Origin of the sequence: Caenimonas soli (genome assembly GCF_013155545.1) — a bacterium.
Classification (GTDB): Bacteria; Pseudomonadota; Gammaproteobacteria; order Burkholderiales; family Burkholderiaceae_C; genus Ramlibacter; species Ramlibacter soli.
Genome location: NZ_JABJVV010000001.1, coordinates 289,284 through 308,865, shown reverse-complemented (window position 1 = coordinate 308,865; position 19,582 = coordinate 289,284). Strand labels below are relative to the sequence as shown.

19 protein-coding genes are annotated in these 19,582 nt (G+C 65.6%); 4 read left to right on the top strand and 15 right to left on the bottom strand.

Annotation, left to right across the window (positions count from 1 at the left end):
* The first annotated feature begins 26 nt into the window (after nucleotides 1–26).
* Nucleotides 27–2,369 (top strand): ATP-dependent Clp protease ATP-binding subunit ClpA, encoded by a 2,343-nt coding sequence (clpA, locus tag HNE04_RS01475; protein WP_172216083.1) that lies wholly within the window; start codon nucleotides 27–29, stop codon nucleotides 2,367–2,369.
* 45 nt (nucleotides 2,370–2,414) lie between these two features.
* Here the strand turns inward: clpA and HNE04_RS01470 are convergent, their stop codons facing one another.
* Nucleotides 2,415–3,167 (bottom strand): SGNH/GDSL hydrolase family protein, encoded by a 753-nt coding sequence (locus tag HNE04_RS01470; RefSeq protein ID WP_172215577.1) that lies wholly within the window; start codon nucleotides 3,165–3,167, stop codon nucleotides 2,415–2,417.
* Between the two features lie 61 nt (nucleotides 3,168–3,228).
* A complete protein-coding gene (locus HNE04_RS01465; protein WP_172216081.1) occupies nucleotides 3,229–3,687 on the bottom strand; it encodes an EVE domain-containing protein in 459 nt (152 codons plus the stop codon).
* Nucleotides 3,688–3,725: 38 nt separating this feature from the next.
* Here HNE04_RS01465 and HNE04_RS01460 point away from each other — a divergent pair, with 38 nt between their 5' ends.
* A complete protein-coding gene (locus HNE04_RS01460; RefSeq protein ID WP_172216079.1) occupies nucleotides 3,726–4,655 on the top strand; it encodes a ketopantoate reductase family protein in 930 nt (309 codons plus the stop codon).
* Here the strand turns inward: HNE04_RS01460 and HNE04_RS01455 are convergent.
* The 4 genes from HNE04_RS01455 to HNE04_RS01440 all read right to left on the bottom strand — a co-directional run bounded on the left by HNE04_RS01455 (nucleotide 4,652) and on the right by HNE04_RS01440 (nucleotide 10,625).
* Complete coding sequence (locus HNE04_RS01455; RefSeq protein WP_172216077.1) at nucleotides 4,652–5,365, bottom strand: YebC/PmpR family DNA-binding transcriptional regulator; 714 nt, start codon at nucleotides 5,363–5,365, stop codon at nucleotides 4,652–4,654. The two genes, HNE04_RS01460 and HNE04_RS01455, sit on opposite strands and share 4 nt — an antisense overlap.
* A 44-nt stretch (nucleotides 5,366–5,409) precedes the next feature.
* Nucleotides 5,410–6,744, bottom strand: a complete 1,335-nt coding sequence (locus HNE04_RS01450; RefSeq protein WP_172216075.1) for a glycosyl hydrolase family 8 — start codon at nucleotides 6,742–6,744, stop codon at nucleotides 5,410–5,412.
* Nucleotides 6,745–7,078: 334 nt separating this feature from the next.
* The gene (locus HNE04_RS01445) at nucleotides 7,079–8,893 is read right to left on the bottom strand and encodes an ABC transporter ATP-binding protein (RefSeq protein ID WP_172216073.1); all 1,815 of its coding nucleotides are present in this window, start codon (nucleotides 8,891–8,893) and stop codon (nucleotides 7,079–7,081) included.
* The gene (locus HNE04_RS01440; RefSeq protein WP_172216071.1) at nucleotides 8,883–10,625 is read right to left on the bottom strand and encodes an ABC transporter ATP-binding protein; all 1,743 of its coding nucleotides are present in this window, start codon (nucleotides 10,623–10,625) and stop codon (nucleotides 8,883–8,885) included. The genes HNE04_RS01445 and HNE04_RS01440 overlap by 11 nt, the downstream gene beginning before the upstream one ends.
* A 75-nt stretch (nucleotides 10,626–10,700) precedes the next feature.
* Here HNE04_RS01440 and HNE04_RS01435 point away from each other — a divergent pair, with 75 nt between their 5' ends.
* Complete coding sequence (locus tag HNE04_RS01435; protein ID WP_172216069.1) at nucleotides 10,701–11,201, top strand: hypothetical protein; 501 nt, start codon at nucleotides 10,701–10,703, stop codon at nucleotides 11,199–11,201.
* A gap of 25 nt (nucleotides 11,202–11,226) precedes the next feature.
* Here HNE04_RS01435 and HNE04_RS01430 read toward each other — a convergent pair whose 3' ends face one another.
* The 7 genes from HNE04_RS01430 to HNE04_RS01400 all read right to left on the bottom strand — a co-directional run bounded on the left by HNE04_RS01430 (nucleotide 11,227) and on the right by HNE04_RS01400 (nucleotide 16,508).
* Nucleotides 11,227–11,535 carry a chaperone modulator CbpM gene (locus HNE04_RS01430; protein ID WP_172216067.1) on the bottom strand — a complete coding sequence of 103 codons (309 nt, stop codon included), beginning with the start codon at nucleotides 11,533–11,535 and terminating at the stop codon, nucleotides 11,227–11,229.
* Nucleotides 11,536–11,537: 2 nt separating this feature from the next.
* A complete protein-coding gene (locus HNE04_RS01425) occupies nucleotides 11,538–12,491 on the bottom strand; it encodes a DnaJ C-terminal domain-containing protein (RefSeq protein ID WP_172216065.1) in 954 nt (317 codons plus the stop codon).
* 60 nt (nucleotides 12,492–12,551) lie between these two features.
* Nucleotides 12,552–13,205 carry a hypothetical protein gene (locus tag HNE04_RS01420; protein ID WP_172216063.1) on the bottom strand — a complete coding sequence of 218 codons (654 nt, stop codon included), beginning with the start codon at nucleotides 13,203–13,205 and terminating at the stop codon, nucleotides 12,552–12,554.
* Between the two features lie 4 nt (nucleotides 13,206–13,209).
* A complete protein-coding gene (locus HNE04_RS01415; RefSeq protein ID WP_172216061.1) occupies nucleotides 13,210–13,557 on the bottom strand; it encodes a nucleotide pyrophosphohydrolase in 348 nt (115 codons plus the stop codon).
* Between the two features lie 21 nt (nucleotides 13,558–13,578).
* On the bottom strand, nucleotides 13,579–14,478 hold the full coding sequence (locus HNE04_RS01410; protein ID WP_172216059.1) for a complex I NDUFA9 subunit family protein: 900 nt from the start codon (nucleotides 14,476–14,478) through the stop codon (nucleotides 13,579–13,581).
* Between the two features lie 106 nt (nucleotides 14,479–14,584).
* Nucleotides 14,585–15,562: a Bug family tripartite tricarboxylate transporter substrate binding protein gene (locus HNE04_RS01405; protein WP_172216057.1), complete on the bottom strand. Its 978-nt coding sequence runs from the start codon at nucleotides 15,560–15,562 to the stop codon at nucleotides 14,585–14,587.
* Between the two features lie 37 nt (nucleotides 15,563–15,599).
* Nucleotides 15,600–16,508: a cupin domain-containing protein gene (locus HNE04_RS01400; protein WP_172216055.1), complete on the bottom strand. Its 909-nt coding sequence runs from the start codon at nucleotides 16,506–16,508 to the stop codon at nucleotides 15,600–15,602.
* 44 nt (nucleotides 16,509–16,552) lie between these two features.
* Here HNE04_RS01400 and HNE04_RS01395 point away from each other — a divergent pair, with 44 nt between their 5' ends.
* Entirely contained in the window at nucleotides 16,553–17,479 is a 927-nt protein-coding gene (locus HNE04_RS01395; protein ID WP_172216053.1) for a LysR family transcriptional regulator, read from the top strand.
* Here the strand turns inward: HNE04_RS01395 and HNE04_RS01390 are convergent.
* Nucleotides 17,467–18,225: a dienelactone hydrolase family protein gene (locus HNE04_RS01390; RefSeq protein WP_172216051.1), complete on the bottom strand. Its 759-nt coding sequence runs from the start codon at nucleotides 18,223–18,225 to the stop codon at nucleotides 17,467–17,469. The two genes, HNE04_RS01395 and HNE04_RS01390, sit on opposite strands and share 13 nt — an antisense overlap.
* A 58-nt stretch (nucleotides 18,226–18,283) precedes the next feature.
* Nucleotides 18,284–19,573: an amidohydrolase family protein gene (locus tag HNE04_RS01385; protein WP_172216049.1), complete on the bottom strand. Its 1,290-nt coding sequence runs from the start codon at nucleotides 19,571–19,573 to the stop codon at nucleotides 18,284–18,286.
* Nucleotides 19,574–19,582 lie beyond the last annotated feature (9 nt).

Below are 19,582 nucleotides of genomic sequence, written 5' to 3'. Positions count from 1 at the left end.
AAGCAAGCAAGGCAAAAGGAAATCTCATGATTGCCCAGGAATTGGAAGTCAGCCTCCACATGGCATTTGTGGAGGCACGGCAGCAGCGCCACGAGTTCATCACGGTGGAGCACCTGCTGCTTGCCCTGTTGGACAATCCCAGCGCGGCTGAAGTGCTGCGCGCATGCTCAGCCAACATCGATGACCTGCGCAAGTCGTTGTCCAACTTCATCAAGGACAACACCCCGCAGGTCGCCGGCAGCGACGACGTGGACACCCAGCCCACGCTCGGTTTCCAGCGCGTGATCCAGCGCGCCATCATGCACGTGCAGTCCACGGGCAATGGCAAGAAGGAAGTCACCGGCGCCAACGTGCTGGTCGCGATCTTCGGCGAAAAAGATTCGCATGCGGTCTATTACCTGCATCAGCAGGGCGTGACTCGCCTGGACGTGGTCAATTTCATCGCCCACGGCATCAAGAAGAGCGATCCGCCCGAGCCCACCAAGAGCGGTGAATCCGGGGGGAGCGAAGGCGAAGAGGGCGGCGAGAAGAACGAAAAGGCTTCTCCGCTGGAGCAGTTCACCCAGAACCTGAACCAGGCTGCCAGGGACGGCAAGATCGATCCGCTGATCGGCCGCGAGTACGAGGTCGAGCGCGTCATCCAGATCCTGTGCCGGCGCCGCAAGAACAACCCGCTCCTGGTCGGTGAGGCCGGCGTGGGCAAGACGGCCATCGCCGAGGGCCTGGCCTGGCGCATCGTGCAGAAGGAAGTGCCCGAGATCCTGGCCGAGTCCAACGTGTACTCGCTGGACATGGGCGCGCTCCTGGCCGGCACCAAGTACCGCGGGGACTTCGAGCAGCGCCTGAAGGGCGTGCTCAAGTCGCTCAAGGACAAGCCCAACGCCATCCTGTTCATCGACGAGATCCATACCCTGATCGGCGCCGGCGCCGCGTCGGGCGGCACGCTGGACGCATCCAACCTGCTCAAGCCCGCCTTGAGCTCGGGCGCGCTCAAGTGCATCGGTGCGACGACCTTCACCGAGTACCGCGGTATCTTCGAGAAGGACGCAGCCCTGTCACGCCGCTTCCAGAAGGTGGACGTGGTCGAACCGAGCGTGGCCGAAACCATCGAGATCCTGAAGGGCCTGAAGTCGCGCTTCGAGGAGCACCACAGCGTGAAGTACGCGGCCAACGCCCTGCAGGCAGCGGCCGAACTGTCGGCCAAGTACATCAACGACAGGCACCTGCCGGACAAGGCCATCGACGTGATCGATGAGGCCGGCGCCGCCCAGCGCATCCTGCCTATCGGCAAGCGCAAGAAGACGATCTCCAAGACCGAGGTCGAAGAAATCGTGGCCAAGATCGCGCGCATTCCGCCCGCCAACGTGTCCAACGACGACCGCGGCAAGCTGCAGAACCTCGAGCGCGATTTGAAGAGCGTGGTGTTCGGCCAGGACAAGGCGCTGGAAGTTCTGGCAGGCGCCGTGAAGATGGCGCGCTCGGGCCTGGGCAAGGGCGACAAGCCGATCGGCTCGTTCCTGTTCTCCGGCCCCACGGGCGTCGGCAAGACCGAAGCCGCCAAGCAGCTGGCCTACATCATGGGCATCGAGCTGATGCGCTTCGACATGTCCGAGTACATGGAGCGCCATGCCGTCAGCCGCCTGATCGGTGCGCCTCCGGGCTACGTGGGCTTCGACCAGGGCGGGCTCTTGACCGAGGCCGTCACCAAGAAGCCGCACGCGGTGCTGCTGCTCGACGAGATCGAGAAGGCGCATCCGGACATCTTCAACGTGCTGCTGCAGGTGATGGACCACGGCACGCTGACGGACAACAACGGGCGCAAGGCCGACTTCCGCAACATCATCATCATCATGACGACCAACGCGGGCGCAGAGACGATGAACAAGTCGGTGATGGGCTTCACCAACGTCCGCGAAGCGGGTGACGAGATGGCCGACATCAAGCGCCTGTTCACGCCCGAGTTCCGCAACCGCCTGGACGCCACGGTGAGCTTCAAGGCACTGGACGAGACGGTCATCCTGCGGGTGGTCGACAAGTTCCTGCTGGTGCTGGAGCAGCAGCTGGCCGAGAAGAAGGTGGAAGTCACCTTCACCGACAAGCTACGCAAGCACCTGGCCAAGAAGGGATTCGATCCGCTGATGGGTGCAAGGCCTATGCAGCGCCTGATCCAGGACACCATTCGTCGCGCACTGGCCGACGAGCTGCTGTTCGGCCGCCTGACGGACGGCGGTCGCCTCACGGTGGACGTCGAGCTCAAGACCGACGAGAAGGGCGTGGAGACTTCCGAAGTGCTGCTGGACATCCAGCCGCTGCCCAAGAAAGAGGGCAAGGCCAAGCCGGAGCCGGAAGAAATTTCCAGCGACCAGTAAGCCTGCCGCTCCCAACGAAAAAGCCGCCCGATTGGGCGGCTTTTTTTACCAGCCATTGGCGTCGATGACCTCTCGCAGCTTTTCGGCCACGCGCACCGAGCCGTCGTTGTTCAGGTGGATATGGTCGAACCGCAGCGAGGACGGCACCACATCGTTCTGGAAGTCGGCCAGGTCCTGCGCGTTGGCGGGGTTGTAGCCGTTGACCAGGTGCGCCCGCATGTCGAGGTAGTTCTGCGGGTACAGCGCCGCCAGGTCATTGTTCAGCTGGATGATCGTTGCATAGTCCGCTCCGCCCCTGGACCCCGCGGGCGTGGCCTGGTTCACCACCGCCAGGACGAGGAATCTGGTGTTGCCCGGAGCGAGCGTGGCAACCGAGGCGGCGATGTCGGCCTTGATCTGGGCCGCCTGCGTCTGGTTGTTGTGGCCGTACCAGAAGATGTTGATCCAGGTGTCGTAGTTGCTCGCGGCAGCCTGTTGCCGGGCAGTGATCTCGCTGGAGGTCTGGCCGGCAACGCCGCCGTCGTGAACGGCCCGGTTCGGGTAGAGCAACTGCAGGTTCGCCGCGACCGCCGGAACCATCGAATCGCCCCACGCGGCGATGTTGGGCGAGCCCGCGAAGGCAGGTGCTGGAGCAGGGGCTGGAGCAGGTGGAGGAGCCGGAGCAGGTGCGGGTGCCGGTGGTGAAGGTGCGGTGCCGGCGCTGGCCGTCGTACCGCCAGTGCTGCCGCTCCCTCCGCCGCCACCGCAAGCGCCCAATACCACGGTGGCCAGCAATGTGGCCGCAGCTCTTCTATCCATTCGTTCTCCCTTGTCCGACGGCGCATTTTGCGTTGGTGCCCGAAAGGAAGTTGTTTCACATCTACCGCAGGAGCTTCAAGATGGCTTCCCAATGCTGGGGTTCCACCGGCATGACGGACAGCCGGTTACCTTTTTTCAGCACCAGCATGTCGGCGAGTTCCGGTATGGAGCGCATTTCGGACAGGGTGAGGTTGCGAGTCTTGCGCAGCACCTGCACGTCCACCAGGACCCACCGCGGCTTTTCGGGCTTGGAGACGGGGTCGTAGTAGGGCGACTTCGCGTCGAACTGCGTCGGGTCGGGGTGGGGCTCCGATGCCACCCGTGCAATCCCGACGATGCCCGGCTGTGCGCAGCTGGAGTGATAGAAGAGCACGCCGTCATCCACGCGCATCTCGTTGCGCATGAAATTGCGGGCTTGCCAGCCGCGCACGCCCGTCCATGGAACCGTCGCGTTGGGAGCGGCCAGCGCGTCGTCCACCGACACATCGTCGGGCTCGGACTTCATCAGCCAGTAGTTCATGGTCGGCGGATTATCCCCCCTACTCCTAGAATCCTTCAATGACCCAACCCCTCAAGACCGTCGTCATGGGTGCCGGCGCCGTGGGCTGCTACTTCGGCGGCATGCTCGCCCGCGCCGGCCACGAGGTCGTGCTGATCGCGCGCCCCGAACACGTCGCAGCGATCCAGAAGGACGGCCTGCACATGGAAACCAGGACCTTCGATGAGCACGTGCGCCTGGCCGCCAGCACTGATCCCGGCGCGGTGCGAGGTGCGAATCTGGTCCTGTTCTGCGTCAAATCCCCGGACACTGAGTCCGCCGGCGCCGAGATGCTGCCGCACCTGGCGCCCGACGCATTGATACTCACCCTGCAGAACGGCGTGGACAACGCCGACCGCCTGCGCGCCGTGCTGCCCCAGCACGAGGTGGCGGCTGCGGTGGTGTACGTCGCCACCGAGATGGCGGGCCCCGGCCACGTCAAGCACCACGGCCGCGGCGAGCTGGTGATCGAGCCCTCCAGCGCCGGCGAATCGGTGGCGCGGACGCTGATCGCCGCCGGGGTGCCCACCGAAGTCTCCGCCAATGTGCGCGGCGCACTGTGGGCCAAGCTGATCCTGAATTGCGCGTACAACGCCGTGTCGGCCATCACCCAGCTGCCTTACGGCAAGACGGTGGCAGGCGAGGGCGTGAGGGACGTGATGCGCGACGTGGTCGCCGAATGCATGGCCGTGGCCAGGGCCGAGGGCGTCACCCTGCCCGGCGACGTGCAGAGCGCCGTGGACAAGCTCGCGGCCAGCATGCCCAGCCAATATGCATCCACCGCCCAAGACCTGGCGCGTGGCAAGCGCACCGAGATCGACTACCTCAATGGGCTGATCGTCCGGCGCGGCGAGGCGCTGGGAATCGCGACGCCCGCGAACCGGGTGTTGTGGGCCCTGGTGAAGTTGATGGAAACCAGGGGAGCGCTAACGCCCGGCGGCGGTAGCTAACCCCCCAGACCCACAAAAACGTTCTGCACGTCGTCGTGCGCGTCGATGGCAGCCAGGAAGGCTTCCACTTCTTCCAGTTCCGCAGCGCCCAGGCTCGCGGGGTCGATGGGGTTCTTGGCCTTGTAGCCCAGCTTGGCGGACAGCACGGTGAAGCCTTGGGCCGGCAGCGCACGGCTCACCAGATCGAGGTCGGTGGGGTCGGTAAGGAAGAGGGTGACGCCGTCTTCTTCGCCCGGCTCGAAGTCCTGGGCGCCCGCTTCGATGGCGGCCAGTTCAGGATCGGCGCCCGCGGCTGCGGGCTCGGCTTCGATCATGCCCACATGGTCGAAATCCCAAGCCACCGATCCCGACGTGCCGAGGTGCCCCTTGCGAAACAGCACGCGCATCTCGGGTGCCGTGCGGTTCACGTTGTCGGTGAGGCATTCGACCATCACCGGCACGCGATGCGGCGCAAAGCCTTCGTAGATCACGTGCTCGAAATGAACCACCTCGCCCGTAAGCCCGGCGCCTTTCTTGATGGCACGCTCCAGCGTGTCCTTGGGCATGGAGGCCTTGCGCGCCTGCTCCACGACCAGGCGCAGCCGCGAGTTGGAGGCCGGATCGGCCCCGCTGCGCGCGGCCACCATGATGTCCTTGGCCAATCTGCCGAACAGCTTGCCCCTGGCATCCGCCGCCTGTGCCTTGCCCTTTGCCTTCCATTGCGCGCCCATATCGATTCCTCAGGTTTAGGGCGTCAATCGTAGCCTGCCGGCCCCTAGGGGGTCCACCAATTGCCGGACGCCACGATCATCGGGAGCAGCTGCAGCTCGGAGTCGTAGTAGCTCGTGGTGAAGTGGGCCGAGGTCCAGCTGTACAAGGTGTTGAGGAAATCCTGGTGGGAGGCGTCCACCATCGCACCGCAGATCATCGGGCCGATCATGGCCGTGGGCGGGTAGCTGCGCTCCATCGCGTTGCCGTCGAGGTGGTAGCCCAGCGCCATGCGGGTCGGATCGCCGCCGCAATCGGCCTTGATGAAGTTCAGCAGCTTGTTGCAGACGTTCTTCCAGCGCGCATCGCCCGACAGCACATAGTCCGAGCCGAAGCGCCACGGGTTGCGCTGGGCGTTGGCGTAGAAGAAGCCCTCGGTGGGCGTACCGTCGCCGATGTAGCCTTGCGAAGGCTCCGGCGCCGAGGTATGGGTGTTGATGACGAAGTCGGGCATCAGGCCGCAGTTGGGCGAGTACACCGTCTGCATCCGATCGATCAGCTCGTAGGCGCGATCGACGGCCCGATCCCAGAAGCCGTCTCCCGTCGCCTTCTTGAAGGCGCGGAAGTGGCCGATCATGTAATCCGACGTGCGGTTGTTGTTCGGGTTGGGCAGGCCCTTGGTGGCGCCGTCCTCCTTCATGTTGACATTCTTGAGGGCGTTGATGGTGTTGATGGCTTCTTGCCGGTAGTTCCAGCCCTGGTTCGAGCCCCACTGCCGGTGGGCCATCAACAGCGCCATGGCGATATCGAGGTCGCCGTCCATCGCGCTGGCACCCAGATCGTTCGCGTCGCTGGAAGTCCCGTCCATGTTCAGGCGCCAGTCCATCAGGTTGTTGGCCTGGTCCCCGAAATACTGGACCATGCCTTTGGCCGGGCGCGCACGCACTGTTGTCAGCAGGGCGTCGAAGGTTGCCCTTGCATTGGCGTCATGACCCGCCATCAGCACGGTGATCAGCATGCCGTAGCCCACGCCTTCCGAGACCGCCAGGTAGGACGGATTGGAGCCGAACCTGACCACCTTGCCGCCGGGGACGGTGGGGACGTCGACGATGGCATGCGCCTTCCAGGCGTCGTAGGACGCCTTGATCGCCGAATCCATCTCCGACTTGGGGGCGTGGGTGGGCAGAATGCCGGCCACGTAGGCGTCCAGCCGGGCGCCAAAGGGGTAGGCAACACCCGAACCAGGCGCCCCGGACGACGACAAGGGCGGCTGGGCTCCGGAGGCCGTTGCCCCACCGCTGCTGCTGGACCCGCTGGCGCTGCCGCCTCCGCCGCCCCCGCAACCGGTCAGTGCCAGGACCATTGCGGCAGAGCCGGACTGGATGAAGATACGTCTTCTCATGTTCAACGATGTAGAAAAAGGGTTTCGGAGCGGCATCGGAGTGCCAATTCGTCGACCTGTTGAAAGATGAGCTGGGGAACCATGCAGCCGCCTTTTGGCCTGCGAACCTCAGCAAGAGGGGCGACTGTAGTAGGAGAAGTCCCACAATCCGCAGCGCCCATCCCCTACAAAGTAACCAAATCCTGAAGTTGTATTCGTCAGCTCGCAATAAGGATGAGCATGAGCTGGCTATAGGCTCAGCCGGGGTCCGGAATCGGGGTCGGGATTACCCGAGTGGTGAAGCTCAAGCTCAGCCGCAGAAGTTACGCTTGAGCGAATTTTCGAACTACAACTTTTAGTCCAGTTCGCTTTCTTCTTCCAGCTTTTGCAGCAGGTAGAGTCGCTGGTACAGGCCGTTGTCGATCGCCATCAACTCGGCGTGCGTGCCCAGCTCAGCAATGCGGCCGTGATTGAGCACCACGATGCGATCGGCGTCGCGCACGGTCGAGAGCCGGTGCGCAATAGCGACGATGGTGACCTGACCGCGCAGGGCTGTCAGCGCCCGCTGCACGATCTGCTCGGTCTCCGAGTCGATGTGCGACGTGGCCTCGTCCAGGAACAGGATGCGCGGCTCGCCGGCCAGGGCGCGGGCAATCGCCAGCAACTGTTTCTGGCCCACGGACAGTCGCGCGCCCCCTTCGCCCAGTGGTGTGTCATAGCCCCGCTCCAGTGCGGCGATGAAGTCGTGCGCATGGGCGGCGCGTGCGGCCGCCTCGATCTGCGCATCGGCCAGCTCGCGGCCCATGGCGATGTTTTCCCGGGCGGAGGCGGCCAGCACGAAGGGCTCCTGCGGCACCAGGCCCACGCTCGCGCGGAAATGGTCCTCGCTAATCGCCTCCACCGGCGTGCCGTCGATACGGACGCTGCCCGCCGGCGCGGGATAGAAGCGCAGCAGCAGCGAAAGCAAGGTGCTCTTGCCGCTGCCGGTGTGGCCCACGATGCCGTGGAAGCTGCCGGGTGCGATTTGCAAGTGCAGGTCGTGCAGGACCGTGCGGCCCGGCTGGTACGCGAAGTCCAGCCGATCGATGGATATTGCCCCCTCGGTCACCCGGCCGAGGTCGGCCGCAACCGGCGTTTCGGCCTCCTTCAGCAGGGTATGAACCCGCGCCGCGCCGACCACCGCCAGCTGCAGCTGCGAAAACTGCATGGTGATCTGTATCAACGGCTCCACCACCCGCGAGATGTAGTTGATGAACGCGTAGAGCACGCCCACCTCCAGGGCGCTCATCGAGCCGCTGCTGCCACGCGTTCCCATCACGCCGATGATCACGGCCAGCAGTGTCACGTTGAGCATGTCGAGCACCGGTCGCAACAACCAGGCGTTGGCGCGCAGCTCACGCTGCCGTGACTGGTAGTGCCCCTCATTGAGGGCGGCGAAGCGTTCGGTGAAACGCGCGGTCGCATTGCTCGCCTGCAGCACGGCCATGCCGTTGATGGATTCCGCCATCTGGGCATTGATGTCACTTCGCAGCTCACGCGTACGGGTCACCGCCGGCCCAGAAATGCGTTGGTACATGGTGACGATCAACGCCACCGCGGGAGCCAACGTCGCGACGATCAGCATCAGGCGCCAATCCAGCCACAGCATGACGGCGATGGCGCCGCACAGAACGATCAGGCTGTCGAGCATCACGAACAGCACCTGCACATAGAGCGTCTTCACGGCTTCGGTGTCGTTTGTCACGCGGCTGACCAGCTGGCCGATGATGGCGCGGTCGAAGAAGCTCATCGGCAGGCGCAGCACGTGGCCGTACACGCCTTCGCGAATGCGCTGGACGGAGCGCATCGCCAGCCCCGCCAGCCGCACCAACTGCCGGTACCGCAGCCAGCTCGCCAGCGTACCCGCGACCAAAGCGCCGAGCAGCAGCCCCGCGATCTCGGGAATGCGGGCGTTGCGAGGTAACAGGTAGTTGTCGATCAGGAACTTGGCCATGAGCGGGCCCAGGGCCTCCAGCCCGGCGGCGACGATCAGCCAAGCCACACCCCAAACCAGGTGACGGCGTTCCGGCGCGGCCGCGCGCAGCAGCAGTGCGGCCGCATCCCCAAAAAGATTGCCGCGCGGCGCGGGCTTGGCGCCGGCAACGGGCGTGGTGATGGATTCAGCTGGCATCGAGGCTGGCCTGGAGTTGCTGGTAGCGCCACTGGCGCGCATACCAGCCGTTGCCCGCCACCAATGCGGCGGGCGTGCCTTCTTCCACGATGTGGCCGCCATGCAGGACGATAGTGTGGTCCGCATCGGCCACCGCGCTCAGGCGGTGGCTGACGATAATCACCGTGCGGCCCGCTCTGGCTTCACGCAGATGGGCCAGGATCCGCCCTTCGGTGTCGGTGTCCACCGCGGACAGCGCGTCGTCCAGTATCAGCAGTGGCGCGTCAACCAGAAGCGCACGGGCGATCGCCACGCGTTGCCGCTGGCCACCGGACAAGGTGATGCCGCGTTCGCCTACCGGCGTGTCATAGCCCTGTGGCAGATGCAGGATGTCGTCATGCACCGCCGCCAGCTTGGCCGCCTGCTCGACCTGCTCACGGCTGGCCTCCGGCCACGCCAGGGCAATGTTCTCCGCCACGCTCGCGGAGAACAGAAACGGCTCCTGCGGCACCCAGGCGATGGCGCCGCGCAAGGCGTCCAGGGTGTAATCCTGCAGATCGAGCCCGTCCCATCGCAGAGTCCCTGCGGCCGGGGCATGGTGGCGCAGCAAAAGCCTCAGCAACGTCGATTTGCCCGCACCGGTCGGCCCGACCAGGCCGAGCGTGAGGCCCGGCTCCAGGCGGAACGACACGCCGTCCAGCGCCGGCCGGGGCTGGCCGGGGTAGCTGAAACGCACGCCTTGCACTGCGATGGCGCCAACGTTTACCTGCGGTACCGAGCCATGGTCGTCGACGCTCAAGGGCGCGTCGAGCACCGGCTCCAACCGTCCCCAGGCCGCCTTGCCCCGCTCGAGCAGCGACAAGATCCAGCCGGCGGCGAACATGGGCCACATCAGCAGGCCGAGATACAGGCTGAAGCTGGTGAGCTTCCCCACGGTCAACTGGTCCTGCCAGACCAGCCAACCGCCGTAGCCGAGCGTAATGACGGTGGCCGACGCGAGGCTCAACCCGACCGCGGGCTCATAGGTTGCTTCCCAGCGGTGGGCGTCGAAGCTGGCTTGGGAGACGTCCGTTGCCAAACGGGAGAACTGCGCCTCGCTCTGCGCTTGCAGGCCCAAGGCGCGGACCGTGCGCACGCCAGACAACGACTCCTGCACGTGGTCGTTCAGCGCACCGAAGCGTTCCAGCGACAAGCGCGAGGCCTCGTGCACGTGGCGCGAAATCCACCAGAAGCTGAGCGCCATGAAGGGGAACGGGAGCAGGGCGAACGAAGCCAGCCGCCAGTCCACGCCCAGTGACATCATCCCCACCACGAGCACCAAGGTCAGCGCGCCGTCGAAGCCGGCCAGCAGGGCGTCGCTGGCGGCCACCTCGACCGCGTCGATGTCGTTGGTGGCCAGCGCCATCAGGTTGCCGGTGCGCTGGCCCTGGTAGAAGTGGGCCCCTTGCAGCGCCAGCCGCGTATACAGGCGCTGGCGTAACTCCACGCCCAGCCGGTACGCCGTAGCGTAGAGGTTCAACCGCCAGCCGACGCGCAGGAAGTACACCATGGTGGCGGCCAACACCAGCAGGGCCAGTTCCCGCAGCAACGACACGCCCGACAGGCGCTGCGCCACCAGCCCATCCACAACGGCACCGATCTGCCGGGGGATCCAGACGAGCCCCAGTGCAACGCCGAGCAGTGCGGCCGCGGAAACGGCGTAGGCAAGGCTGTGGCGACGTACGAATTGGCTGATCAGGCGGTAAAGCGACATGTGAGTGCGCTGGCAAAGGGGAGATTCTAGGTAGGCTGGGCGCGTAGGACTTCCTGCTTGAGTTCAAATACGGGGATGCACGAAAACCAACTCGAAGACGTTAGCGAAAAAATTCAGGAACCACGCCTCTGGCGCGACAACGGCTGGACGGCCCGCGTCATCAAGAACGATGACGACGACGGCTGGGCTGTGGCCATGACCCCGGACGGCCAGGTGGAGCCGGCGCTGGTCGGTCCCTGGACCATGGGACGCGACAAGAAAAATCCCAAGCCGCTGGATTCAGCGGCGTTCAATACGCTGGTGAAAACGGCGGCTGAGTTTGTGCGGCGGCACGAGCAGCAGTTGCACGCGACGCTGCATCGGAGCATCGAGATCACGCACGGCACCGAGCGCTTCAGCGTCACGCTCGACATCGAGCCGGATGAGGAGAATCCGTCGGCGATGCTCCGGGCTGTGGACGCGGCAGGGGAGTTGTTGGCGGAGGTGCGCGTGGCGCCTTCGTTCAAGCTCACGCGAGCTAGCGCCAGCGCCTGGGCCGAGGCTGGATTCAGTCCGGAAGCGGTGCGCAAGGGCTAGCCGATAGCGCTCAGCTGGTCTGCCCTCACGCGTCGGCCACCCCCAACAATCGCAACCGGCGCCGCAGCGCGGCCACTTGCTCGATCAGGTCGGCCGTCAGGGCTGCCAGTTGCGGGTCGGCATCGAAACTCGCCTCCAGCCGGGCGATGCGCCTGGCGCGAACCAGGGTGGCGCTGTCGAAGCGCCACTCGCCACCGGCTGGCTCGACCTGCAGCACACCGGCTTCGACGCGCTCTTGTACCCAGGTGGTGGCAACGCCGCAGGCGCGTGCGATGTCTTCGGCGGTGAAGGCTCCTTCGCCCAACACCTCGCAATCGTGAATTTCGTAGCGCATGATCAGGCTCCTGTCGCACGGGCATTGAAACCGGGGAATGCTTGGCGCATTGCCGCATAGGCGGCGCGCGCGGCGTCGCTGTCAGCCGGCGGCAATGCGATCTCGAGTTCCAGGTAGAGGTCTCCCGGCTCGGCGCCGGGAATGCCTCGGCCCTTCAGCCGCAGTTTGCGGCCGCGCTTCCAGCCCGCGGGCACCGCCACCTCGGCATCGCCGCTGGGTGTGCGCACCTCCACCGCGGCGCCCAAGGCTGCTTCCCAGGGGGCCAACGGCAGGCGCTGGTACACGTCGCGGCCTTCGGCGCGCCAGCGTGGGTCGGGCTTGAAAACCACTTCGAGCAGAAGATCGCCTGGTGGGCCGCCGCCAAAGCCCGGGCCGCCGCGCCCGGCCAGGCGGATGTGCTGGCCCTCGCGCACGCCCTTGGGAATCTTGACATGGAGCTGGCGCTCCTCGTTGACCACATTGCCTCCCTCGTCGAGACGAGCGCTGCGCAGCGAGATCGTGCGCTCCGCGCCCTGGTAGGCGTCGAGCAGGTCGAGTTCGATCTTTGCGTGATGGTCCTCGCCGCGCATCGCCGCCGCGCCGCCGCCGCGGGCCTGGGCGTGATGGCCGCGTGCGGCGCGCCCGAACAGCTGCTCAAAGAAATCGCTGAACTCGCCGTCGCCTTCCGCCCCCGTGCCGGAAAATTCGAAACCCGCATCCCAGTTGGGCGGCGGCCGAAATTCCTGCCCGGCATGAGCGTGTGTCTGTGTGCCGAGCTCGTCATAGGCAGCGCGTTTCTCAGGGTCGGAGAGCACGGCGTTGGCCTCGTTCACCTCGGCCATACGCACCGCCGCGTCCGACTCCTTGCTGACGTCGGGGTGGAACTTGCGCGCAAGCTTGCGATAGGCCTTCTTGATGTCTTGCTCGGTGGCGGACTTGTCCACCCCGAGGGTTTGGTAGTAATCCTTGAACTCCATAGCATCAACTCCTGGCTCGATTCCAAGGGCCATGGTAGCCAAATGCGCAGGCGGGGCGGGTCAACGCGACGTATCGCGATGCGCGTCCACCCAGTACGCCCAAGCCACGAGCAGCCACTGGGCTTGCCCCAGCCAGGCGATGGCGGTCACGCTGGGGGGTGGTTCGCCAAACAGGTTACCGACGTAAATGAGCGCCAGGAAGGCGGCGAGGCCTATGAACCCATAGTTGCCTACCTTGTCCTTCGCGCGTGTCGATGTCGCGTAAAGCCAGACACCCGCCGCAAAGATCGGGATCTCGACGGCCATTGTCGCGGCTTTCGATTGCCACAGGCCGAGCCCCACCATCATCTCCGCGCCAGGCATCAGCGGCAGGTCGGGCACGTGGACTATGGCGTCGAGCAACCAATGGCTCACCACCAAGGCGCCAACAACAAGAGCGCCGCGCGCGTTTTTCGTAGCCAGCGCATAGACGGCGCCCAGCGCCAGTGCCCATCCCATGACCGCCGCCAGACCGTGCGAGATCGGATAGTGGTCGAAGATCAGCGGCGTCACGGCGGTGGCGCCGGGGGCGATGCGTACGGATTCGAGACCCACAAGCAGGAAGGTGGGCCAGAGAAGATCGAGAAACTGGGCTGCGAGGAACGCGGTGCCGAGGGAAACGCGTGGCGAAACCCGCTTGGCGGCGAAGCCCACACCAAAGTGCCCGATAAACATGCTGTCAGAGTTCCGTGTACTTCTTGTTCGAACCCTTCGCCTTCTCCGTCGGGTATTTCTCCGCGTTCTTGGCGAGTTTTTTCGTTAAGGCCGTGGACAGGTCGATGTTCAAGTCGTGCGCCATCAGCAGCGTGTAGTACAGAACGTCGGCCAACTCGTCGGCCAGTTCGGCCCGGCGATGCATGGCGGTCTCCTGGATTGCTTCGCCGTTCTTCCACTGAAAATGCTCCAGGAGCTCGGCGCTTTCCAGCATCAGCGAAAGAGCAACGTCCTTCGGGTTGTGGAATTGCTTCCAGTCGCGCTCGTCGCGAAACGCCACCACCTGCTCCGCTAGAACCTTTAAATCTGGCATGTGAAACCCCCTCGAATCAGATTAGCGGCGGATACCAACGTAAGTCGGGGCGATGTCGCCCAAGGAACGAGGCGAGATTCCCAGCCCTTCCAGACCCGGCAGCTTGCCGCTCGCCACGTTGTCCACCCTCATGGAGTCCAGATTGTCACGGCTCATCAACGGCTGCCCAGGCGCCAGCTCCATCAAGAACGCCTGGAGTCGAGCCAGCGCGGTGGGCAACCTCACCACCGGACGAGGGTGCCCGGACAAACTGCCCGCCAACTTCACCAGCTGCCTCAATGTGAGGCGTTCAGGTCCGCAGACTTCGTAGATGCGTCTTCCGGTGTCATCCCTTTGCAGGCATTGCACGATCGCATTCACCACATCCCCAACCCAGACGGGCTGGAACAGGGTATCCGCGCCAGCCAGCGGCAGGATCGGAAAGACTCGCTGCAGGCGCGCGAAAAGCGTGAGGAACTTGTCGCCTTCGCCGAACATGACGCTCGGACGCAGCACAGTCCAGTCGAGATCGGAGCCCTGGAGCACCGCCTCGCCGGCGGCTTTGGTGCGTTGGTACATGGACGGCGCGTCGCTCGCCGCTCCCAGCGCGCTGACATGCACCAGCCGCGCCACGCCCGCGTGAGCGCAGGCACGGGTTATCCTTTTCACCAGCTCGACGTGGACGCGTTGAAAGTCGAAGGAGTTGCCGTGCAGGATGGCGACCAGGTTCACGACGGCATCGTGGCTTTGCACCAGACGTGCGAGCGCTGCCTCGTCATGCACATCGACTTGCACCAGCTCGAGGAACGGCGAGGATTGAACATCCTGCGCCCTGGAAACATTGCGCGTGGGTACCGTGACGCGGTACTGCAGGCGAACCAATTCCCGGCACAGGTGCCGCCCGACGAATCCTGTTCCGCCCAAGACAAGAATCCTTTTCATCGCACCTTCCGCGGTGGCCCGTCACCCAGTATTGATAATGCAGGCACGGTCAGGATACCCCGTCGGGAAACTGGCGAGCGCAAAGGGGGTGGCCAGCGCGCGGCCCTTACTCCGGCCGGATGTTGCCGGCCTTGACCACCTTGGTCCAGCGCTCCAGGTCCAGCGCCAGGAACTGCGCGAACTGCTGCGGCGTGCCGCCGACGGGGATCATCGCGTTCTGCTTCAGCGATTCCAGGAAGGCCGGCGACTTCAGCGCCTTGTTTGCATCGGCGTTGATCTTCTGCACCGCTTCAGGCGTCATCCCGGCGGGACCCAGCAGGCCGGCGTAGACCGGGAACTCGAAGTTGGAGAAGCCCGATTGCGCCATGGTCGGCACGGTCGGCAGCAGCGACAACCGGTCCTTCGACGTGATCGCCAGCACCTTGATCGTGCCGGTGTTCGCGTGCGGCAGCAATGCGGCCGCCGAGGTGAAGTAGGCCTGCACGTGCCCCGCGATCAGGTCGTTCAGCGCCGGGGCCGCGCCTTTGTAGGCGATGTGCGTGATGTCCGTGCCGGTCTGCTGCTTGAGCATCTCCATGGCGAAGTGCCCGCTGTTGCCGATGCCGGGCGACGAATAGCTCAGCTTCGGGTCGGCGGTCTTGGCCAGCTTGACGAACTCCTGCAGGTTGTTCACCGGAAGCTTCGCATTCACCGCCAGCACATGCGGCGCGTCGACCAGGTTGACGATGGGCGTGAAGTCCTTCAGCACGTCGAACGGCAGCTTCTGCAGCGCCTGGTTCATCGTGGTCGGGCCCGCGGTACCCAGCACCAGGGTGTAGCCGTCGGCCGGCGCCTTGGCCACGCCCTGAAAGGCGATCGCGCCATTGGCGCCGGGCTTGTTCTCCACCACCACCGGCTGGCCCCACATGGTGCCGAGTTCCTTGGCGATGAGGCGGGCGATGATGTCGTTGGCCCCGCCGGGAGCAAAGCCCACGATGATTTTCACCGGCCTGTTCGGGTAGTCCTGGGCCCAGGCCGGCGCGGCGGCAGCTGCGGCCACGATCGCTGCGGCCTGCAGCCACTTGAGAGGTTGGAGGAATTTCATGCTTGTGTCCTTGGGATACGGGGTTGGATTCGGCTGCTCAGCGCGGGTTCGTGAGATCGCGGATGCGCAGCAGCAGCGCACGGCTGTTGCCTGCCGCGCCGATGGCCCGCTGGGCTTGCGGGGCGACGGAGAACACGTCCAGGCGCTCCATCGCCACGGGCTTGTCGTTCCACAGCACCTGCGGCTGACCTTCCAGCGCCACGAAAACTTCGCGGCAGTCGCTGCGGTAAGCATCGGAGAGCTGGCCGGCCGGCACTTCGATGAAGTCGAGCTGGATCTTGTGCGGCGTGCGCAGGGCGGCGCGCGGATCGTTGGTGGCGATCAGGCGGCGCAACAGCAGCCCGCCCACGTGTTCCACCTTGAGGTCGGCGAAGCGGGCGATGTGCCTGGCTTCAGCCTCGTGCGTGGAGAAGTCCAGCAGGTCGTTGCTGATGTCGAAGTCCTGGGGCAGCCCGGCCGCGGCATCGGCGGCCGCGATCTCCGGCGTGACCTTGATGCCCTGCTTGGCATCGTCCAGCGCGGTGTCGAAGACGGAGAGCATCTGGCTCTCGCGCGGTGCTACCTCGGTTGCCTCGAACTTGCGCAGCACGTTCAGCGGTAGCGAGAACGCATCATAGGTGTCCAGGCGCGCGCGATGGCGGCCGCGGTCGCCAAAGTCCACGAAGTAGCCCGAGCGCACCGGGATGAAGATCTCGGGGTAGTCGTGCGCATGCAGCGTGGGGCCGTTGCCGCTGGAGGAATCGATCGAGCCGACCTGGAAGTTGTGGCGCACGCGAACGGGCGCGTTGGCCGCGCGGCTGACCATGCGGATGATCTTGCGGCGGCGCCCCTCCTCGGATACGTCCGCGTAGGCGGCGCGGTCCCAGTCGAGAGTGGCGTAGCGGGCGAAGCAGCCGTCCGGCAGGAACGCGGGCACGGGTGCGGAAGAGGTGGTTTGCTGGGTCATGTGTGGGGCTAAGATGTGGTGGAACGAATGGATGAGAAGGCGCGATGGCTGGCAAGGACTTGTTGCGGAAACTGGATCTGCATGCGCTCAGGTGCCTGTGCGTGCTGATCGATGAGTCCCACGTCTCGCGCGCGGCTGACCAGCTGGGCATCAGCCAGCCGGCGATGAGCGCGACGCTGGCGCAACTGCGCGAAGTGTTTCAGGACCCCCTGCTGGTGCGCACCGCCAAGGGCATGGCGCCCACGCTCAATGCCGTGCGCATCGCCGCCAGTGCACGGGCTGCATTGGAACTGATGGAGGATTCGTTCGCGCTCACGCGAGAGTTCGACCCGGCGATGGCCGATCGAACATTTCATCTCAGCGCCACGGAATCGGTCGGCTTCATGCTGATGCCGCGCCTCACGCAGGCGCTGGAGCGGCTGGCGCCGAACCTGCGGCTGTCGATCAGTCCCTCCGAACCCGCACGTCTGCGCGAGCAACTGGAAGAAGGCGAGGCCGACCTGGTGGTGGCCTACCAGCCGCACGCACCCGAGGCGCTCTATACAGCCACCCTGTACCAGCAGGAATTGCGCGTGGTCGCCGCGAAGTCGCACCCGCGCATCCAGGGTGTGGTCACGGCCGAGCAATACCTGGAGGAGCGCCATGTCCATTACAAACCGCAGCACGGGCAATCGAGCATCGAGAGGCAGGTGGATGAGGCTTTCGCCGCCCACGGTCGCACCAGGCGCATCGGCGTGACGGTTCCCTCCGCGCTCGCCTCGGCGCCCATCGTCGCCGCCTCCAGCCATATCGCCACGCTCACCCGCGCGGTGGCCGAACATGCCGCGCGCGCCGACGCGCTGCAGGTGCTGGAGCCGCCGTTTGCGCTCGGGGCGGTGCGCGTCGCCATGTTCTGGCACGAACGCACCCATGCGAGCTCCGCGCACGTGTGGCTGCGCCAGGTGATTCGGGAGTTGTTTCACGGGGATTGAACCGAACTGCGCGCTCGATGCGCGAGCTCACGGGCCAGGAAGTAGACGATGTCGTCCAGCCGCGCGCCGCTGGGATTCAGGTGCCCGCCCGGATAAATGGACATGTGCTTGTTCTGACTTGCCAATGCGTCGAACACCTCGAATTGCCCCTCGCGCGTGAACAGGGGGTCGTCCCACTGCAGCGAAAACATGGTGGGGCAACGCACGCGCCGCGCGTCGTCCATCAGGCGCTGGCTGTTCGCCCGCGAGGTGCCCCACATGCCGATTGCCGCGGCGTGGATGCGGGGCTCCCCGGCGAGGAATGGCAGGCCGTAGGCCGTGCCCATCGACAGGCCGTAGTAAGCGACCGCGGAAGCGTCGATCTCGCGGAAGGAGCACAGCGCGTCCAGCACGCCGCGCCAGTCGGCCACCATGGGCTCGACACTGCCGCCCGCTTCCCACAGCGCGCGAAATTCGTCACGCACCGCCTCCGGCGCGGCCGGGGTGGCGCGGCGGTCACCGTGCACCGGCCCGTCGATGGCGGCCACGGCGAAGCCATGCTCGCGCACCAGCGGCGCAACCACGTCCAACACGAATTCGGAACGCTTGTGGCCGGAGCCGCCGTGTCCCACCAGCACCAGCGGGCTGCGCTGCCGGCTCATCGGCAGCCACACGGCCACCGGCACGCTGCGTCCTTCCACGGAGCACGTGAAACTGCGCTCGGCAACGCCGCGCGTTTCGGGTTGCTGGGGGTCGCTCTTTGCCATGGGCGCAATCATCCCGGCGACCCCAGCTCGGCGCAATCCTGGGATCTGGATATGGGTATCAGGGTTCCCGGATACCCGGGTGTAGGAAGGAGACTTGCGCCGGCCGGCCATCCACGACCAGGCTGGTTTTCACCTCGGCCGTGGAGGCCAGCAGCCGGCCCGTGCGCCATACTTTCAGGCGATTCGCCCGCAGCCGGATCGCTTCCCCTGCGTCGCGCGCCTGCAGGAGCAAGAAGCTCGCGTCGCAACCCGGCTCCAGGCCGTAGCCTTGCAGGTGCATCACCTGGGCCGCACGGGTGGTGACGGCGTCGAAGCAGGCCTGGATGCCCGCCTGGCTCGTCATCTGCGCCACATGCAGTCCCATGTGCGCCACTTCCAGCATGTCGCCGGAGCCCATGCCGTACCAAGGGTCCATCGCGCAGTCGTGGCCGAAGGCGACGTTGACGCCCGCCGCCATGAGCTCCGGTACGCGCGTCATGCCGCGGCGCTTGGGGTAGGTGTCGTGGCGGCCTTGCAGCGTGATGTTGATCAGCGGATTGGCCACGATGCTCACGCCGCTCTCGGCGATCAGCGGCAGCAGCTTGCTCACGTAGTAGTTGTCCATGCTGTGCATGGAGGTGCAGTGGCTGCCGTTGACGCGGCCCTGCAGGCCCAGGCGCTGGGTCTCGAACGCCAGCGTCTCGATGTGGCGCGACATCGGGTCATCGGTTTCGTCGCAGTGCATGTCGACCGGCTTGCCGCGCTCGGCGGCGATCTCGCACAGCAGCTTGACGCTGGCGGCGCCCTCGGCCATGGTGCGCTCGAAGTGGGGAATGCCGCCGACGATGTCCACGCCTTTGTCCAGCGCACGCTTCAAGTTCTCCACGCCACCTGGGGTGCGCAACACGCCGTCCTGCGGGAAGGCGACCAGTTGCAGGTCGATGTAGGTCGCGACTCGCTTCTTGACCTCCAGCAGCGCGTCCACTGCCAGCAGGCTCGCGTCGCTGGTGTCCACATGGCTGCGGATGGCCAGCAGGCCCTTGGCGACGGCCCAGTCGCAGTAGGTGAGGGCGCGTTCGATGATGGCTTCGGCCTTGAGCGTCGGCTTGAGCTCGCCCCACACCGCAATCCCTTCCAGCAGCGTGCCGCTTTCATTGACGCGCGGCAGGCCGTAACTTAAGCAGGCGTCCATATGGAAATGCGGGTCGCAAAAGGGCGGGCTGAGCAGGTAGCCGGCGGCGTCGACGGTTTCTGCCGCTGGGGCCGACAGGCCGGGCGCTACCTCCGTGATGCGGCCGTTCTGGACGGCCACCGACATGCCGGTGCGGCCGTCGGGTAACGAGGCGTTGGTGATGAGAAGGTCTAGCATTTGGGCTTC

Excerpts from the sequence above, each read along its gene's own strand:
- clpA (WP_172216083.1), top strand. The coding sequence starts at position 27 with ATGATTGCCCAGGAATTGGAAGTCAGCCTCCACATGGCATTTGTGGAG.
- HNE04_RS01470 (WP_172215577.1), bottom strand. The coding sequence starts at position 3,167 with ATGGATAGAAGAGCTGCGGCCACATTGCTGGCCACCGTGGTATTGGGC.
- HNE04_RS01465 (WP_172216081.1), bottom strand. The coding sequence starts at position 3,687 with ATGAACTACTGGCTGATGAAGTCCGAGCCCGACGATGTGTCGGTGGAC.
- HNE04_RS01460 (WP_172216079.1), top strand. The coding sequence starts at position 3,726 with ATGACCCAACCCCTCAAGACCGTCGTCATGGGTGCCGGCGCCGTGGGC.
- HNE04_RS01455 (WP_172216077.1), bottom strand. The coding sequence starts at position 5,365 with ATGGGCGCGCAATGGAAGGCAAAGGGCAAGGCACAGGCGGCGGATGCC.
- HNE04_RS01450 (WP_172216075.1), bottom strand. The coding sequence starts at position 6,744 with ATGAGAAGACGTATCTTCATCCAGTCCGGCTCTGCCGCAATGGTCCTG.
- HNE04_RS01445 (WP_172216073.1), bottom strand. The coding sequence starts at position 8,893 with ATGCCAGCTGAATCCATCACCACGCCCGTTGCCGGCGCCAAGCCCGCG.
- HNE04_RS01440 (WP_172216071.1), bottom strand. The coding sequence starts at position 10,625 with ATGTCGCTTTACCGCCTGATCAGCCAATTCGTACGTCGCCACAGCCTT.
- HNE04_RS01435 (WP_172216069.1), top strand. The coding sequence starts at position 10,701 with ATGCACGAAAACCAACTCGAAGACGTTAGCGAAAAAATTCAGGAACCA.
- HNE04_RS01430 (WP_172216067.1), bottom strand. The coding sequence starts at position 11,535 with ATGCGCTACGAAATTCACGATTGCGAGGTGTTGGGCGAAGGAGCCTTC.
- HNE04_RS01425 (WP_172216065.1), bottom strand. The coding sequence starts at position 12,491 with ATGGAGTTCAAGGATTACTACCAAACCCTCGGGGTGGACAAGTCCGCC.
- HNE04_RS01420 (WP_172216063.1), bottom strand. The coding sequence starts at position 13,205 with ATGTTTATCGGGCACTTTGGTGTGGGCTTCGCCGCCAAGCGGGTTTCG.
- HNE04_RS01415 (WP_172216061.1), bottom strand. The coding sequence starts at position 13,557 with ATGCCAGATTTAAAGGTTCTAGCGGAGCAGGTGGTGGCGTTTCGCGAC.
- HNE04_RS01410 (WP_172216059.1), bottom strand. The coding sequence starts at position 14,478 with ATGAAAAGGATTCTTGTCTTGGGCGGAACAGGATTCGTCGGGCGGCAC.
- HNE04_RS01405 (WP_172216057.1), bottom strand. The coding sequence starts at position 15,562 with ATGAAATTCCTCCAACCTCTCAAGTGGCTGCAGGCCGCAGCGATCGTG.
- HNE04_RS01400 (WP_172216055.1), bottom strand. The coding sequence starts at position 16,508 with ATGACCCAGCAAACCACCTCTTCCGCACCCGTGCCCGCGTTCCTGCCG.
- HNE04_RS01395 (WP_172216053.1), top strand. The coding sequence starts at position 16,553 with ATGGCTGGCAAGGACTTGTTGCGGAAACTGGATCTGCATGCGCTCAGG.
- HNE04_RS01390 (WP_172216051.1), bottom strand. The coding sequence starts at position 18,225 with ATGGCAAAGAGCGACCCCCAGCAACCCGAAACGCGCGGCGTTGCCGAG.
- HNE04_RS01385 (WP_172216049.1), bottom strand. The coding sequence starts at position 19,573 with ATGCTAGACCTTCTCATCACCAACGCCTCGTTACCCGACGGCCGCACC.